Origin of the sequence: Aeromonas oralensis, from assembly GCF_049665575.1 — a bacterium.
Lineage (GTDB): Bacteria > Pseudomonadota > Gammaproteobacteria > Enterobacterales > Aeromonadaceae > Aeromonas > Aeromonas hydrophila.
Map to the genome: position 1 here is coordinate 2,106,270 of NZ_CP187186.1, position 16,043 is coordinate 2,122,312.

At 60.8% G+C, this 16,043-nt stretch carries 17 protein-coding genes and 2 pseudogenes; 7 read left to right on the forward strand and 12 right to left on the reverse strand.

Translation table 11 applies throughout. The annotated features are described in order from the left end of the window. Positions 1–133 precede the first annotated feature (133 nt). The gene (locus ACPDZI_RS09975) at positions 134–1,348 is read right to left on the reverse strand and encodes a UPF0149 family protein (protein WP_438834454.1); all 1,215 of its coding nucleotides are present in this window, start codon (positions 1,346–1,348) and stop codon (positions 134–136) included. Between the two features lie 212 nt (positions 1,349–1,560). Here ACPDZI_RS09975 and ACPDZI_RS09980 point away from each other — a divergent pair, with 212 nt between their 5' ends. Both ACPDZI_RS09980 and ACPDZI_RS09985 read left to right on the forward strand, forming a co-directional pair. After that, positions 1,561–2,433 (forward strand): CvfB family protein, encoded by an 873-nt coding sequence (locus ACPDZI_RS09980; protein WP_039214397.1) that lies wholly within the window; start codon positions 1,561–1,563, stop codon positions 2,431–2,433. Then, entirely contained in the window at positions 2,434–2,745 is a 312-nt protein-coding gene (locus tag ACPDZI_RS09985) for a DUF1289 domain-containing protein (RefSeq protein WP_016350839.1), read from the forward strand. Positions 2,746–2,786: 41 nt separating this feature from the next. Here ACPDZI_RS09985 and ACPDZI_RS09990 read toward each other — a convergent pair whose 3' ends face one another. Next, complete coding sequence (locus ACPDZI_RS09990) at positions 2,787–3,110, reverse strand: HI1450 family dsDNA-mimic protein (RefSeq protein ID WP_016350838.1); 324 nt, start codon at positions 3,108–3,110, stop codon at positions 2,787–2,789. Positions 3,111–3,255: 145 nt separating this feature from the next. On the opposite strand from ACPDZI_RS09990, the gene ACPDZI_RS09995 reads away from it, so the two are divergent. Beyond that, complete coding sequence (locus ACPDZI_RS09995) at positions 3,256–3,390, forward strand: hypothetical protein (protein WP_256681954.1); 135 nt, start codon at positions 3,256–3,258, stop codon at positions 3,388–3,390. A gap of 18 nt (positions 3,391–3,408) precedes the next feature. On the opposite strand, the gene mtgA is transcribed toward ACPDZI_RS09995, so the two are convergent. The 5 genes and pseudogenes from mtgA to minC all read right to left on the reverse strand — a co-directional run bounded on the left by mtgA (position 3,409) and on the right by minC (position 6,508). Further along, a complete protein-coding gene (mtgA, locus tag ACPDZI_RS10000) occupies positions 3,409–4,116 on the reverse strand; it encodes a monofunctional biosynthetic peptidoglycan transglycosylase (protein ID WP_011705989.1) in 708 nt (235 codons plus the stop codon). A 59-nt stretch (positions 4,117–4,175) separates the two neighbouring features. Beyond that, positions 4,176–4,502 carry an HI1450 family dsDNA-mimic protein gene (locus tag ACPDZI_RS10005; RefSeq protein WP_016350836.1) on the reverse strand — a complete coding sequence of 109 codons (327 nt, stop codon included), beginning with the start codon at positions 4,500–4,502 and terminating at the stop codon, positions 4,176–4,178. A gap of 188 nt (positions 4,503–4,690) precedes the next feature. After that, on the reverse strand, positions 4,691–4,957 hold the full coding sequence (gene minE / locus ACPDZI_RS10010) for a cell division topological specificity factor MinE (RefSeq protein WP_011705991.1): 267 nt from the start codon (positions 4,955–4,957) through the stop codon (positions 4,691–4,693). A 2-nt stretch (positions 4,958–4,959) separates the two neighbouring features. Beyond that, positions 4,960–5,772, reverse strand: a complete 813-nt coding sequence (gene minD / locus ACPDZI_RS10015) for a septum site-determining protein MinD (RefSeq protein ID WP_011705992.1) — start codon at positions 5,770–5,772, stop codon at positions 4,960–4,962. An 18-nt stretch (positions 5,773–5,790) separates the two neighbouring features. Continuing rightward, a pseudogene (minC, locus tag ACPDZI_RS10020) lies at positions 5,791–6,508 on the reverse strand (septum site-determining protein MinC). A gap of 107 nt (positions 6,509–6,615) precedes the next feature. Here minC and ACPDZI_RS10025 point away from each other — a divergent pair. Continuing rightward, positions 6,616–6,897 carry a YcgL domain-containing protein gene (locus ACPDZI_RS10025; RefSeq protein ID WP_438834455.1) on the forward strand — a complete coding sequence of 94 codons (282 nt, stop codon included), beginning with the start codon at positions 6,616–6,618 and terminating at the stop codon, positions 6,895–6,897. Then, positions 6,894–7,852, forward strand: a pseudogene (locus tag ACPDZI_RS10030) (lytic murein transglycosylase). Before ACPDZI_RS10025 ends, ACPDZI_RS10030 begins: the two are co-directional and overlap by 4 nt. A gap of 161 nt (positions 7,853–8,013) precedes the next feature. Here ACPDZI_RS10030 and ACPDZI_RS10035 read toward each other — a convergent pair. The 3 genes from ACPDZI_RS10035 to ACPDZI_RS10045 form a co-directional block, all read right to left on the reverse strand. Next, positions 8,014–9,384, reverse strand: a complete 1,371-nt coding sequence (locus ACPDZI_RS10035; RefSeq protein ID WP_011705996.1) for an L-serine ammonia-lyase — start codon at positions 9,382–9,384, stop codon at positions 8,014–8,016. A 277-nt stretch (positions 9,385–9,661) separates the two neighbouring features. After that, entirely contained in the window at positions 9,662–11,044 is a 1,383-nt protein-coding gene (locus tag ACPDZI_RS10040; RefSeq protein WP_244089825.1) for an L-serine ammonia-lyase, read from the reverse strand. Between the two features lie 204 nt (positions 11,045–11,248). After that, positions 11,249–11,533, reverse strand: coding sequence for a pyrimidine/purine nucleoside phosphorylase (locus ACPDZI_RS10045; RefSeq protein ID WP_026080125.1), 285 nt, complete (start codon positions 11,531–11,533; stop codon positions 11,249–11,251). A gap of 269 nt (positions 11,534–11,802) precedes the next feature. Between ACPDZI_RS10045 and ACPDZI_RS10050 the strand changes: the two genes are divergently transcribed. Then, a complete protein-coding gene (locus ACPDZI_RS10050) occupies positions 11,803–13,041 on the forward strand; it encodes a dicarboxylate/amino acid:cation symporter (protein WP_024941711.1) in 1,239 nt (412 codons plus the stop codon). 60 nt (positions 13,042–13,101) lie between these two features. Here the strand turns inward: ACPDZI_RS10050 and ACPDZI_RS10055 are convergent, their stop codons facing one another. After that, positions 13,102–13,497: a MerR family transcriptional regulator gene (locus ACPDZI_RS10055; RefSeq protein WP_016350830.1), complete on the reverse strand. Its 396-nt coding sequence runs from the start codon at positions 13,495–13,497 to the stop codon at positions 13,102–13,104. A 121-nt stretch (positions 13,498–13,618) separates the two neighbouring features. Between ACPDZI_RS10055 and ACPDZI_RS10060 the strand changes: the two genes are divergently transcribed. Continuing rightward, positions 13,619–14,782 carry a thiolase family protein gene (locus ACPDZI_RS10060; RefSeq protein ID WP_135319801.1) on the forward strand — a complete coding sequence of 388 codons (1,164 nt, stop codon included), beginning with the start codon at positions 13,619–13,621 and terminating at the stop codon, positions 14,780–14,782. Here ACPDZI_RS10060 and ACPDZI_RS10065 read toward each other — a convergent pair. After that, the gene (locus tag ACPDZI_RS10065) at positions 14,779–16,002 is read right to left on the reverse strand and encodes an EAL and HDOD domain-containing protein (RefSeq protein WP_076360687.1); all 1,224 of its coding nucleotides are present in this window, start codon (positions 16,000–16,002) and stop codon (positions 14,779–14,781) included. The two genes, ACPDZI_RS10060 and ACPDZI_RS10065, sit on opposite strands and share 4 nt — an antisense overlap. Positions 16,003–16,043: the final 41 nt, after the last annotated feature.

Consider the following 16,043-nt stretch of genomic DNA (forward strand, 5'->3'; position numbering starts at 1 on the left):
TTCTCTTGATACTTTGACCTTGATGATACGTAACACAAGGCCGTTTGTCTGAACATGCACCAGAGAAATGTGCGGTTGCGCACGTCCTCCGCCGCAACCGGGTCTGTTCGAGGCTGGTTTTGTGGCTGCGGGCTCAGCCTTTGCGCAGCCAGATCAAGGCGTTGTGCTTGAGCCAGGCCTCGCGGCTTTGCAGGGTGTAGAGCGCCGCTTCGTCGCGACTGCCCGCCTGCCAGCTGTGGGGCTCCTGTTTGGGCAGCTTGCGCTGGCCCAGCAGACAGGCCGGTACATGGGCGTTGGCCTTGATGGCGGCGCTCAGCAGCGGCTGCGCGGCCTCGGCCCCCGCGCAGACAAATGTCATCAGCGCCTTGTTGTAGAGCAGCCAGCTGGAGGCTTCATCAAAGCGCACCAGCAATGCCTGCAGCGCCTGCCAGTCCCCTTGCAGGGCATAGAGGCTGGAGAGGGGATAGCGGCAACCCAGCTCGTCGGCCACGCACAGCTCGAGCAGCGCCAGATATTCGCTGCGCGCCTGTTCCAGCCGGCCGAGACGCAGCAGGCAGTCGGCCCGCCCGGCCCGGGCGGCCAGCAGCGGGCGCGCCTCGTGGGCACTCCAGCCATGGCCGGCAATCTGCTGCCAGAAGGCGGCGTCGAACAGCGGCTCTGCGTCGGCGATCACCTTGTCAAACCAGCCGAGACGGCTGTGCGGATCGCGACTGGCATCGGCCAGTTCGAACCACTGCTGCCACTGCTCGGCCTGCTGGCTGTCCAGCGTCTGCTCCGTGCTCGGCACGGCCTGATACTCGTCCAGTTGCAGCAACTGGTTGAGGGCGGTCTTCATGTTCTGGCGCTGGCGCTTGCAGAACTCCATGAAGGGGAGGTCGCTGCCGGCGGCCGAATGCAGCATCTGCGCCATGGGTCTGTCGCGAAACAGGCTCAGCTCGGCGGCCAGGCTGAAGCGGTACTGGGTGGTCGGGTCGTTCAGATCCTCGGGCTTGGGCCAGGTGGCAAAGCCCTGGCTGAAGCCGTAGCACCACTGACCGAGCGGATGACTCTGCTCGAAGACTTGTTCCGGACTCTCGGTGGAGAGGCGGCACTGGCTCGGCAGGGCGAGCTGGGCCTCATCGGCCTGGGTTTCCAGCTCGGCGATCAGATGGTGCAGCGCGTCGCGGCTCTTCTCATCCAGCTCGGCGTCATGGGGCAACAGACCGGCCAGCGGGGCCTGCCAGTCAGGGGCATCCGGCCCTACCAGGCGAGCGCACAAAAAGCCGTGCAGCGCCGGGTAGGTCATGTCCTGCCCACTGTGGGTCTGGATCCATTGATTGAGATGACGGGTACGAGTGGATGGATTCATCGACAGTTCCTCTGGATTTTGACAGCGGCGAAGTCTACCCAAAAGTGGGGTTATTTGCAGCTAAAGGGCGGCTGACTGGCGATTATATCGCCGTGACGCTGCCAAAAGGCCCTGAAAATCACCCGCGAAGAGGGCAAGGGACTAGGCCCTGTTACCGCTCTTGGGGTAACATGCGCGCCCATACGGACAATGAAAGATTGGCCATCCGGACAATGAAAGAAGAGAACACCATGCTACAGATTGGCAAGATGAACACCCTTACCGTAGTCGAGCTCGAAGAGCGCGGCGCCTGGCTTGCGGCCGACGAATATGGCGAGCTGCTGCTGCCCAAACGCCAACTGCCGGAAGGGGTGGCCGAGGGCAGTGAGGTCAAGGTCTTCCTCTATCTGGATGCCGACTGCGAGCCGGTGATCACCACCGACAAGCCGTTTGCCATGGTGGACGACATCGTCGGCCTCAAGGTGGTCAATGCCAACAAGATCGGCGCCTTCCTCGACTGGGGCATGAAGAAGGATCTGTTCGTGCCGACCCGTGAGCAGAACAAACCGATGCAGGTAGGTCACGTCTATCTGGTGCGGCTGATGCTCGATCACGAGGGCCGCATGGTGGGCACCAGCCGCCTCGAGCGGTTCCTGCGCACCGACAAGCCCCCCTTCAAGGCGGGTGACGAAGTGACTGCCCTGCCCGGCGAGCGCACGCCGCTCGGCATCAAGGCGATCGTCAACGGCGAATACGCCGGCATGCTGTTCAAGAACGAGGTGTTCGGCCGGGTCACCACGGGCCGGCCGCTGACCGCCTGGGTCAAGCAGGTGCGTGACGACGGCAAGCTGGACCTGACCCTGCAAAAGCCGGGCATGGCGCGGATGGATGATGCCGGCGAGCTGATCCTGGCCCGCCTCAAGAAGCAGGGCGGCAGCCTGGCGGTGGGTGACAAGAGCGAACCCGAGCTCATCTACAAGCTGCTCGGCATGAGCAAGGGCACCTTCAAGAAGGCCATCGGCGGCCTCTATAAGCAGGGCAAGATTGTGCTCGAGGACAACTGCATCACGCTCGTGGCTGCCGATAACGCGCCGGATGGCGAATAAGTGCCGAGCCCCTGCATTGGCCATTGCCAGGCAAAAGACGGCCTCTGTCTTGGCTGTGGCCGTACCCTGACCGAGATAGGTCGCTGGTCCGCCATGGACAGTGATGCCCAGCTGGCGGTAATGGCGCAGCTGGATGGTTCAACCAGCACCCACCGCTGCCCCGGCTGCGGTGAGCCGGCATTCTGCGCCGTGTCAGCTGGCGCGACCATCGCCGAGTGCTGGTGCAGCCAGTTGCCGGCCCTGCCCATGGGGGAGGCCAGCGCCTGCTGGTGCCGCCGCTGTCTGGTCAAGGCCATTGCGGCCCGCCCCTGAGGGGCTCTGCAGAAAAGAGAAAGGCGCCGAGGGCGCCTTTTTCATGCCTGTTGCTGGCGGTGCCAGCGCACATGGACATCGTGCTCATTGAGATGGCGGGGCAGCAGGAAGGTGGCAAAAATCACCTCAAACTCCTCCTGATGATCCAGCAAGCCGACCCACACCTCGACCCAGCGCTCCATGTCGACCGGCACACCGAGTTCGGCTGACCAGTCGGCGTTGGGCAGGGTCGCCTCGACGGCGCCACGCTGTTCGAACTCCAGGGTGATGTCGACGATTTGTTCGGGGGCCAGCATGTCTGCGGCCTGCTCAAGAAACTGATCATAGGCCCATTCGACCAGTTGATCCGGGGTACGCTGTTCCATGAAATCACTCCAGATACATCGAGGTTCGCTACTGTAGCAATTATTGGCGGTGGCGGCCAGACCAGTGGCCATGGTGCGCCGGGTCTGGGCAAGGGCGCAGGCAAAGGGGTATGGTTGAAGGGGGCGAGGGCAAGGGAGAGGTGCCATGAAACGACGGACAAGACGACAGCAGATCAAACGGCGGCGAGAGGCCTGGTGGTGGCACTATCTGCCGCTGCATCGGGGCACCATCGGCGGCCATCTGGGCCCGCCGGCAGACGATCCGGCCGCCGGCAGTTGAGCCTTGGCGGCCAGCTCGTCAATCGGCCTGATGCACCTTGTTGAGGGTGATCTGACCCAGCTGGCCCATCTGACGGCGGATCCAGGCCGAGCGCTGCTGGACGTAGGGTGAAGGAGGCTTGACCCGGTAGCGCCAGGGATTGGGCAGGGCGGCGGCCAGCAGGGAGGCCTCATAGCGGGTCAAGCGGGCGGCCGGCTTGCCGAAGTAGTGCCTGGCCGCGGCCTCGGCGCCGTAGATGCCGGGCCCGAACTCCACGATATTCAGGTACATCTCGAGAATGCGGGACTTGTCCCAGCCCAGCTCCATCAACAGAGTGAACCAGGCCTCGATCCCCTTGCGCAGGAAGCTGCGATCGCTCCACATGAAGAGGTTCTTGGCGGTCTGCTGGCTGAGGGTACTGGCACCGCGCACCCGTTCGCTGTGCTGATTGTGCTTGAGCGCCGAGCTGATGGCATCCATGTCGAAGCCATTGTGCTCGGCAAAGCGTTGATCTTCGGCGGCGATCACCGCCAGTTGCAGCTCGCGGGAGATCTGCTCGAGCGGCACCCAGTCATGCTTGACCTCGGCCACCTTGGCCGGTGGAAACAGCGCCCGCTCGAGGCGCCAGGTCCACATGGGCGGATCGATAAAGCGCAGCAATGCCACCGAGACGATGGTGCTGAGCAGCGCCGCCAGCAGCAGTTTGCCGAGCCCGCTCAGCAGGCGTCTGGCGAGGGCGGGACGCACGGGGTCGGGCTCCGGCTCTGGCTCCCAGACGTAGTGGCTGGGATCATCGGGATCCGGAATTATTGGGGCAGCCATTCGATGTGGCAGAACTTCTCGTCAACACGGCGGGAGAGCAGCATGCGGGCGAACAGGTGCTCGTACTCTTCCTGCTCGTTGCCAAGCCCGATCCAGACTTCGGCATAGTCGGCGTCGCTGACTTCGAATCCCACGTCCGCTTCCCAGTCATCGGCCGGATCGGTTTCCGCCAGCAGGCCGCGATCGTTGAACTCCTGATTGAAGCGGGCAATCTCCTGCTCCGGCAGGTTGTCGGAGGCCAGCTCCATGAAGAGTTCCAGAGCGGTGTCGAGCAGTTCCTCGACGCTGTGCATTTCGTCGTTCAAAGACATAAGCGGTCTGTTCCAGCTGAAAATAAAAGAAAAACCCCGTCGGCAAGGCCAGCCGGTGGCGCGCGGTATTCTAGCTGGCCCCTGCTTGCTTGGCGAGTACGGCTGGCGGCGCCGTGGCAATAAAAAACCGGATCCTGGCACAGGATCCGGTCTTCATTGGGGGAAGGGGTCACGCATAGGGCGTCAGCTCATCCCTTCTTGTCATCGGCGAAGGTGATGTTGAGCTCCAACACGGACAACTCATCACTCTTCTTGTCCAGCTGGACCGTGATCTTGTCAGGGTCGATCTGCACATATTTGCGGATCACATCGAGGATATCCTGCTTGAGCTGGGGCAGGTAATCCGGCCCCCCTCTGGATGAACGCTCGTGAGCCACGATGATCTGCAACCGCTCCTTGGCCAGTTGTGCGGTGCTCTGTTTCTTGTTGGAACGAAAATAATCCAATAATGACATGCTTAACTCCCGAACAGTCGGCTAAAGAAGCCCTTCTTTTCTTCTTCCAGAAAACGAAAATCCTTGGTGTCGCCCAGCAGACGGGCAACGGCATCCTCATAGGCCTGACCGGCATCGGACTCCTTGTCCAGGATGACGGGCTCCCCCGAGTTGGAGGCACGCAGCACCGCCTGGGACTCCGGGATCACCCCGAGCAGTTTGATGGCCAGGATCTCCTGTACGTCCTGCACGCTCAGCATGTCGCCACGGTTGACGCGGGTCGGGCAGTAGCGGGTGAGCAGCAGGTGTTCCTTGATAGGGTCTTCGCCACGCTCGGCGCGGCGGGACTTGGAGGCCAGGATACCGAGGATGCGGTCCGAGTCGCGCACGGACGAGACTTCCGGGTTGGTGGTGACGATGGCCTCGTCGGCGAAGTAGAGCGCCATCAGGGCACCCGCTTCGATCCCCGCCGGGGAGTCGCAGACGATGTAGTCGAACTTCATCTCGGTCAGCTGATCCAGGATCTTCTCGACCCCTTCACGGGTGAGGGCGTCCTTGTCCCGGGTCTGGGAGGCGGGCAGGATGAACAGATTTTCGCAGCGCTTGTCCTTGATGAGGGCCTGGTTGAGGTTGGCCTCGCCATTGATGACATTGACGAAGTCATACACCACGCGCCGTTCGCAGCCCATGATAAGGTCCAGATTTCTCAGACCAATGTCAAAATCGATGACCACGGTCTTGTGGCCACGCTGAGCTAAACCGGTACTCAGGGCCGCGCTGGTTGTGGTCTTGCCAACGCCACCTTTACCCGATGTAACGACTATGATTCGCGCCATTCTCGCTTCCTTGTAACTCTATTTGATACGGTCTATACGGAGTTGTTCGTTATCCAGCCGGACATGAACCGGCTGCTGGATGAGGCCGGCCGGCAATGCATCGCTCAGCTGGAATGTGCCTGCGATGGAGAGCAGCTCGGCCTGCAATTGCTGGCAATAGATCCGTGCCTGGGGGTTACCCTTGGCACCGGCAATGGCCCTGCCGCGCAGAGTGCCATAAATATGAATACTGTCGTCGGCGATCACTTCGGCACCTGGACTGACCGAGCCCAGCACCACCAGCGAAGTGCCAGCGGCATAGAGCTGCTGGCCGGATCGCACCGGGCCCACATGTACCTTGCTCGCTACCAGCGGAGCCGGCACGGCTTTTACCTCGACGATGGGGGCCGGAGCTGGCTCTGGCTGGGGTTGCGGCTCGGCCTTGCGGCTCTTGCCGGAGGCCATCACCGCCAGTCCGGGCCGCCTTGGCCGCCGTCTTCATCGCCTCGCTCTGAGCCCCCGTGATCCCGACCAGCACGAAGTCTTCCGATTCCACCAGCTCCTTGAGCTGTTCGAAGTCGGGGATATCGGTGAGCCGTTCCACATTGATGACGAGGGGGGCACAATTAAAAAACTGGGGCGCCTGAGCCACTTTGGCCGCCAGCAACTGGCGGATCCGCTCAGGTTTGCCATCGCTGATATGCAACACAGAAATAGTGAAGGTGGTCCCTTTCAATTCGTTATCGCGCTCAACCATGAATCTTCCCCGAGACAGAGACGGTAATCCGTTATTGTTATTCAATTCCCGATGTTATAGTTTGCCATCCTCAGAGGCAATAAACCGGTTGGATTATATCAATTTCCATGTTGTGTGCAGTCTATAAAAGTCGCAAAAAAGCCGAGACCTATCTTTTTGTTGAAAGAAGAGAGGATTTTTCCCGCGTACCCGAGGTGCTGATGAGTGCATTCGGCCGTCCCGAACTGGTATTGATGACCAAACTGGACCCAGCCAAGCCCTTGGGGATCGCCTCCACCAGCCGGGTGATGGAGTCGCTGCAGAGCCAGGGCTTCTATCTGCAGGTGCCACCGCCACCGGAAAACCTGCTGGAACAACACAAGGCCCAATTAAAGGCCGAACGGGAATGAAGGGTCGGCTGGCTCTGTTATTGATAAGCGGGATCGCCAGTTACCCGCTGCAGGCCAGCCCCGATTTTGAACATTATGTGACGGGTCTCAAACAAGAGGCCCTGGCCGCCGGGATCTCGCCGGCGACGGTCACCACCGCCTTCGCCGATATTCACCTCATTGAGGTCGCCATTCGGCACGATAAAAATCAGCTGGAATTTAAACAGACCCTCGCCACTTATATTCCTCACGCCGTGCGGCAATGGAAAGTCAATCAAGCCAAACGGCTATATCGTCAGTATTTGCCGCTGCTCACAAAAATAGGGGCGGAATATGATGTGCAACCGCGTTTTATTGTCGCCCTGTGGGGCATTGAAACCAATTTCGGCAAATTGACCGGCAAATATCCGCTGGTATCGTCGCTGGCGACCCTGGCCTGGGAGGGGCGCCGTGAAGCCTTCTTCAAGGGGCAGTTGTTCGACGCCCTGCGCATTCTGGAACAGCAGAAAATGGCGCCAGCCGATCTCAAGGGGTCCTGGGCCGGCGCCATGGGGCAGGTGCAGTTCATGCCCTCGTCCTATCTCAAATATGCGGTCGATCAGGACGGGGACGGGAAGCAGGATCTGTGGGGGAATCTGGCGGATGTGTTTGGTTCGGCAGCCAATTATCTGCATCAGAACGGCTGGCACGGGGATGAAACCTGGGGTCGTCGGGTGAGGGTGCCGGCAGGGCTGGATCCTGCGCTGGTCGGGCTGGAAGAGACCCGGGGCTGTCGGCATGGCAGGCCCTCGGAGTGTGCAAAGCAGAAGGGACAGACTTGCCGCGGGCGTCGCTGCAAGCCTCGCTGGTGCAGCCCGATGGGGAGGGTGGGGCTGCTTATCTCGCCTATCCCAATTATCGGGTGCTGCGCGACTGGAATCGCTCCCACTATTTCGTGGTGGCGGTGGGCACCCTGGCCGATCGTATCCTGGAATAATCGATAATGGTGCCGCCGGATTTGTCGCCGGGGGCAAGCCGTCAGCGTGGGAATAACGATCGGAGGCGGCGGACTCGCCGGACGAGACGGGGCACAATATCCAAACGACAGGCAATAAAAACGGCGGGAATTCCCGCCGTTTTTATTGTTGCCACGCCGACTTATTCGCAGGCGACTTGCATCACCTTGATGGCCAGGCCACCGCGGGAAGTTTCACGGTACTTGGAGTCCATGTCCTTGCCGGTGATGTACATGGTCTCGATCACCTTGTCCAGCGAGACGCGCGGCTTGGAGGTGCGACGCAGCGCCATGCGGGAGGCGTTGACCGCCTTCATGGCGGCGATGGCGTTGCGCTCGATGCAGGGCACCTGCACCTGACCGGCGACCGGGTCACAGGTCAGACCCAGGTTGTGTTCCATGCCGATCTCGGCGGCTTCACAGACGTGCTCCGGGCTGCCGCCCATCAACTCGGTCAGGCCGGCGGCGGCCATGGAGCAGGAGACGCCCACTTCACCCTGACAGCCCACTTCGGCGCCGGAGATGGAGGCGTTCATCTTGTAGAGCATGCCGACGGCAGCCGCAGCCAGATAGAAGCGGGTGTAGTCATCGCGGCCAACCGGCTGGATGAACTTGTCGTAGTAGGCCAGCACGGCCGGGATGATGCCGGCGGCGCCGTTGGTCGGCGCGGTCACCACACGGCCACCGGCCGCGTTCTCTTCACTCACCGCCAGGGCGAACATGTTGACCCAGTCCACGATGTTCATCGGATCGTTGGAGAGGTTCTCGTTGGTGGTCAGCTGACGATAGAGCGGTGCGGCGCGGCGCGGTACGCGCAGCGGACCGGCGAGAACGCCTTCGGTGCGGCAGCCGCGCTCGATCCCTTCACGCATGGTGGTCCAGATCTTGCCAAGCTTCTTGTAGATCTCTTCCGGGGTGTTGAAGCACTTCTCGTTTTCCATCATCAGGGCGGAGATGGAGAGGCCGGTCTGGCTGCAGTGGGCGATAAGCTCGGCCGCGCTCTTGAACGGGTAGCTGACGGACATGTCGCCGCTGTCGGCCTTGCCGAAGTTCTCTTCGTCAACGATGAAGCCACCGCCGATGGAGTAGTAGGTCTTGCTGTAGACGGCAGCGTCTTCGATGAAGGCGGTCAGCTTCATGCCGTTTTCATGCAGCGGCAGGGCTTCGTCATGGAACACCATGGCGTCGCGCGGGAAGCTGACGGTATGGCAGTGCAGGCCGATGGGCAGACGACCGGTCTGCTCGACGCGGGAGATGAACTCGGGGATGCCGTCGATGTCGACATTTTCCGGCAGGTTGCCCGCCAGACCCATGATGATAGCGGTATCGGTGTGGTGACCTTTGCCGGTCCAGGAGAGTGAGCCGTAGACATCGACCTGGATCCGGGTGATGTCACGGATCTTGCCGCCTGCACGCAGTTCATCCACGAACTGTTTGGCTGCTTTCATCGGGCCGACAGTGTGGGAAGAGGAGGGGCCAACACCGATTTTGAAGATATCAAAAACGCTGATCATGTAACAATTACCTCAGGATAGAAGGGGGCGCCATGCCCACTCGCAGAAACGGGGTGATCCATGGGACGAGGGCGTCGTCGCCGAGGTCAATGAACCAGATAACCACAGTGTAACGGCTCAAAGCCCAAAAAAAGTTGAAATAGATCTATTTTTGTTGAATCAGAGCGGGCGAGTATAAAATTTATTTTGATGCTTATCCATTTTGTTAAGCGTTTGCCCATAAAAATACCCGACAATGCCGGGTATTTAGGAACCAAATGGAGCAAGTTACCGATTTTTAACACTCGGTGATGTTAACCGCCAGGCCACCGCGGGCGGTTTCCTTGTATTTGGTCTTCATGTCGTTGCCGGTTTCCCACATGGTCTTGATCACCTTGTCCAGCGACACCTTGTGCTCGCCGGTACCGCGCAGGGCCAGGCGCGCGGCGTTGATCGCCTTGACCGCCCCCATGGCATTGCGCTCGATGCAGGGCACCTGCACCTGGCCACCCACCGGATCGCAGGTGAGCCCCAGGTTGTGTTCCATGCCGATCTCTGCGGCGTTTTCGACAATCGCCGGGCTGCCGCCCAGGATCTCGGTCAGCGCCCCCGCCGCCATGGAGCAGGCGACGCCCACCTCGCCCTGGCAGCCCACCTCGGCGCCGGAGAGCGATGCGTTCTTCTTGTAGAGGATGCCGATGGCGGCGGCGGCGAGGAAGTAGCTCAGCAGCAGCTCGTCATCCACCTTGCGCACGAAGCGATCGTAGTAGTGCAGCACGGCGGGGATGATGCCGGCTGCGCCGTTGGTGGGGGCGGTCACCACCCGGCCGCCGGCGGCGTTCTCCTCGTTGACGGCCAGCGCGAACAGATCCACCCACTCCATCACCATCAGCGGATCCTTGTTGAAATTGGTCTCGCAGCTGAGCTGACGATAGAGCGCCGGGGCTCGCCGTTTCACCTTGAGGCCGCCGGGCAGAACCCCTTCGCTGCGACAGCCACGCTCGACACAGCCCTGCATGGCCTGCCAGATCTTGCGCAGGCCCGCCTTGATCTCGGCTTCGGTGCGAAACACCTTCTCGTTGGCCAGCATCACGCCGGAGATGGAGAGTCCGCTCTCCTGACAGTGGGCCAGCAACTGGGCGCCGCTTTCGAACGGGTAGGGAATGGGGTGGGCGGCATCGAAGCGGGCGGCCTCCTCCTTGGCGTTGGCGAAGTGGCTCTCCTCGATGATGAAACCGCCGCCGATGGAGTAGTAGGTCTGGCTAAACAGCAGTTGTTCCCCGGCAAAGGCGCGCAGGGTCATGCCGTTGGAGTGGGCGGGCAGGGTCTTGCGCCGGTTGAAGATGATGGCGCCGCTGCGGGCAAACTGGCTCGGTTGTTCACCCGCCAGCAGCAGCGACTGGCTGCGCTCCACCTCGGTCAAAAAGGCGGGGATGGCTTCGATGTCCACCGACTCGGGTTCGAAACCGGCCAGTCCCAGGATGATGGCCTTGCCGGTGCCATGGCCCTTGCCTGTCTGGCCGAGCGAGCCGTAGCACTCCACTTCTACCCGTTGGGTGCTGGACAGCACTCCCTGTTGCTTGAGCGCGTTGACAAAGGCGTAGGAGGCGCGCATCGGCCCCACGGTATGAGAAGAAGAGGGACCGATCCCGATGGAAAACAGGTCGAAGACACTGATCATGACACCACTCCGATTATGGGTTTCGTCTAAATATTGTAAATTTTTTGTAGTCGATGGAAAGCGGGAAAACCGAGGGGTGTGATGGCGGCACGCAAATGAAAGCAAGGATGGGCTGCAAAGAAGAGGGCAGTTTGCGCGGAAAAAGAAGGAGCGGCCCGGGGGCTGCTCCTTTTTGCGTGTTCTCAGGCAAGGGTTGCCGGCGGTTTAATCGAGAAACTCGCACAAATAGGCGGTGGGGGTTTTCACTTCCAGCTTGAAGGAGGAGTGGCCGGCCACGTCGAAGGATTGACCCTGCTCATAGGTGTGCCATTCGTCTTCGTCGGCCAGCTGGATGGTGAGCGCACCCTTGACTACCGTCATCCGCTCGGGGGCGGCGGTATTGAACTGGTAGTCACCAGCTTCCATCACACCCACGGTGGCTTTGTCGCCTTTTTGCTCGAAACCGATGGATTTTACATTTCCATCAAAATACTCGTTAACTTTCAGCATGTTTTCATCCCTGTATGCACGTTTGCCCAGCCAAAGTAGCACAATCTTTTGCCAGTTGTCATGAATAAAGCGTGAAAAATCGCCGTGAGCCTTTTGAATCTTTACTTTGTTGCAAACTCATCAATAACTCCCGTTAACGATTTGACGATTTAAAACAGCGCATAAATATGAGATAAAGCGCGCGCTCAGGGGAATGGACAGCGGTTCATCCCCTGTTTGGTTGATTGCACTGGGAAAGTGCGAATATTTGCTACTTAAAGGAACATTCTGTGTTAACAAAAGGACTCATTAAGAACGTTGGCTTCCAGGTCGTGGTCGCCATGGTGCTGGGGGCACTGGTGGGGGCGTTCATGGGTGAACAAGCCACCGTGTTTGCGCCGCTCGGCACTCTCTTCATCCAGCTGATCAAGATGCTGGTGATCCCGCTGGTGGCGGTCGCCATTCTGTCGGGGGCGGCCAACCTCGGCGCCAGCCCGGCTGCTGGCAAGATTGGCGTCACCACGCTGGCCTTCTTCCTCGGTACCTCGGCGCTGGCGGTACTGCTGGCCCTGGTGATGGGGCAGATCTTCAAGCCCGGCGTCGGGGTCGAGTTCGGCTCCATGGCCTCCATGTTCTCCGGTGACTATGCCGACAAGGGGGCGCTGCCCGATGCGGTCGCCACCCTGCTCGGGATGATCCCGACCAACGTCTTCCAGTCGCTCAACGAAGCCAACATCCTGCAGATCCTGGTGTTCTGCATGTTCCTCGGCATCGCCCTGGCCAAGCAACCCCGCGAGCGGGCCAAACCCCTGGTGGACGGCCTCAACACCCTGGTGGATGCCTTCGTCTGGATGATCAACAAGGTAATGCTGATCGCGCCGCTCGGCGTGTTTGGCCTGATGGCCGATGCCATCGGTACCTACGGTTTCGACGTGCTGACCCTGGTGCTCAAGCTGTTCGTGGTCTATCTGGCCGCCATCCTGATCTTCGGCTTCGTGGTCTATCCGCTGCTGATCGTGCTGTTCTCCAACACGCCGGTACGCAAGTATCTGTCTGCCATGAAGAAACCGCAGATTGTCGCTTTCTCCACCGCCTCTTCCATGGCGACCCTGCCGGTCAACATGGAGACCTGCGAGGAGGAGCTGAAGGTGACCAATGCCACGGCTTCCTTCGTGCTGCCGCTGGGCGCCACCATCAACATGAGCGGCAACGCCATCTATTACGGTCTGGTCGCCATCTTCTTCGCCCAGGTCTATCAGATCGATCTCTCCATGGGGGCCTGGGCCGCCATCATAGTGACCGCCACCCTGGGGGCCATCGGCCAGGCCGGCGTGCCGGGCCCGAGCTTCCTGGTGGTCGCCGTGCTGCTGGCAGCCGGGATCCCCATCGAGGGGCTGCCGCTGTTGTTTGCGCTGGATCGTTTGTTCGACATGATCCGTACCGCCCTCAACATCACCGGTGATGCGGCCTGCGCCGTCATCGTCGACCGCTACAGCCCGGATTACGATCCGGACCGCTGGAACAAATAATCCAGCTGCAATGAACAAGGGGCCCGCGGGCCCCTTTCTTTATGCTTGTTGTTGTGAGCATCAGCCGAGCTGAGCGAGTGCCTGCTGGCAGCGCTGCTCGGCGGCGTCCAGCTCCAGCAGCACCATCTTGATGTCTTCGAGCTGCTGCTGCAGGGTCTCCCGTTTGTCGGCCACCAGCCCCAGCATGGTCTGCAGCTGGGTACGGCTGCTCTTGTCCGCATCGTAGAGATCGAACAGATCGCGGATATCCGCCAGGCTGAAGCCCAGTCGCTTGCCGCGCAGGGTCAGCTTGAGCCGCACTCTGTCCTGCCGACTGTAGATCCGGGTCTGTCCCTGCCGGGCAGGATTCAAAAGTCCCTGATCTTCATAAAAACGAATACTTCGGGTCGTAACATCAAATTCACGGGCCAGTTCGCTGATGCTGTAGGTCCGCGTGTCATCCTTGGTTCGGTTCATGGCGCTATCTTGGCTGTCAATCCTGGCTGGCACCTTACCCAAACGTCAACTGCCCCGCAAGTCTTGTTCCCTCAGCGGTGGCAGCATATGTTATTCCAATGTAACAAGGAGAGTGCAATTGATGGATATCGTGATAGTTGCGGCCAAACGTACCCCCATGGGGGCCTTCCAGGGGGCCCTGGCCAACCTGACGGCTCCCGAGCTGGGCGCCTGTGCCATTGCCGCGGCCATGGCAGAAGCTGGGCTCAAGGGGGAGCAGATCGATGAAGCCTATCTGGGCAACGTGCTGAGTGCCGGGGTTGGCCAAGCACCCGCCCGCCAGGCGGTACTGAAGGCAGGCTTGCCGGACAGCATCCCCTGCACCACGGTCAACAAGGTGTGCGGTTCCGGCATGAAGGCGGTGATGCTGGCGGCCGATGGGTTGCGGCTCGGCGATACGAACGTGGTGATCGCCGGCGGGATGGAGAGCATGAGCCGCGCCCCCTATCTGCTCGACAAGGCGCGCAGCGGTTTTCGGATGGGGCACCAGAGCGTGCTCGATCACATGTTCCTCGACGGACTGCAGGATGCCTACGAAGGTCAGCTGATGGGGCATTATGCCCAGCTGAGCGCCGATCGCGCCGGGTTGACCCGTGCCGATATGGATGCCTTTGCCATCGCATCGCTGGAGCGGGCGCTGGCGGCCCAGCGCAGCGGGGCCTTTGCGGCGGAGCTGGCGCCGGTGAGGGCCGGAGATACCCTGCTGCTGGCCGAGGATGAGCAGCCTGCCAAGGCCAGGCCCGAAAAGATCCCCCAGCTCAAGCCGGCCTTCAGCAAGACGGGCACCATCACGGCAGCCAATGCCAGCTCCATTTCGGATGGGGCGGCGGCGCTGATCCTGATGCGTTCCGACACTGCCGCGCAGCTGGGGCTGCCGGTGCTGGCGCGACTGGTGGGTTATCAGAGCCACGCGGCCCTGCCCGCCGAGTTTACCAGCGCGCCGATCGGGGCCATCAAGGGCCTGCTGGCCAAGGTGGGTTGGCGGGTGGAGGAAGTGGATCTGTTCGAGGTCAACGAGGCGTTTGCCATGGTCAGCCTGCTGGCGATGGCCGGTTGCCAGCTGCCCCATGACAAGGTCAATGTGAACGGTGGCGCCTGCGCGCTCGGTCATCCGCTGGGGGCGAGTGGCGCCAGGATCCTGGTGACCCTGATCCATGCTCTGCGCGAGCGCGGCCTCAAACGCGGGGTGGCCAGTTTGTGCATCGGAGGCGGGGAGGCGACGGCGGTCGCCATCGAGCTGGGTTAATCTGTCTCCGCCATCGCCTGGAGTTGCTGGTTGACCCATGCGGTGGCGGTCAGATAGAGCTGGCTGACCTTCTCTTCATTGAGCCCGAGCCGGGCTGTTCTGGCAGTGATCCGCTGCCAGTTCGCATTCTCGTAATCTTCGCAAAACGACAGATAGAACCCCAGGTTGCCTTTGCGTTCCAGCAGGGCGACCCGGATCTCCTCGATCAGTGGAATGGTGCCGAGCAGCTTGTCCATCGGCTGTTCCATCAACACATCAAGCAGGGAGAAGAGGCCGGTGATGAAGGCTTGCTGGGCTTCCTGAGTTGGTGCATGGGTATGGGCCAGCAGCTCGCAGAAACGGGCCCGGATCATCGACATCTGATAGAGCTCGGCACTCTTGCCGTGGCCGGCGCTGGTGGCTGCCACCAGGGTCACGAAGCGTTTGAGCTGGGTGTGGCCGAGATAGACGGCGGCTTGGCGAAAGGAGGAGATGGGGTTGGCGTGGCTCTTGAGGTGGTTGACGTAACGCAGCAGCTTGAGGGACAGGGAGATGTCCTGACTCAGCAGCTGTTCGATGCGGTTGAGGTCGGGTTCGGGCTGGTTGACCACGTTGAGCAGCTGCATCACCACCACCTGGGCTGGCTCCATGGTCGCCTGCTTGACCATCTCGGGCCGGCTGAAGAAGAAGCCCTGGAACAGGTCAATGCCAAGGCGCTTGACCCGTTCAAACTCCGCCTTGTCTTCCACCTTCTCCGCCAGATAGGTGAGCTTGAGCTGCTGATGCTGCTGGATGAACACCTTGATCTGCAGCAGCGACGTGGCGCGCAGATCGAACTTGATGATGTGGATGTAAGGGAGGAAGCGCTCCCAGTCCGGCGACATGGTGAAGTCATCGAGAGCGAGCTGATAGCCCAGCCCGTGCAACTGCTTCACCTTGGCCAGCAGCGCATCGTCGGGATCGGCATCTTCCAGGATCTCGATCACCACCTTCTCCGGCGGCAGGCATTCGGCCAGCCCTTCCAGCAGGAGGGAGTGAGGGAAGTTGATGAAGCAGGGGCGACCGCCGAGCAGCTGATCGATGTTCTGTTGCAGGAACTGTTCGACCACCAGTCTGGCGGTGGCTTGCTGGGAAGAGATGGGAGGAAACACGTTATCCAGACTGTCGCGAAACAGCAGCTCATAGGCGTGGGTCTTCAATTCCCGATCCAGGATGGGCTGCCTTGCTACGTATGAATACATGCATCTCTCCAGCGTGTGTACTGGATTGATTTTATTGTGAA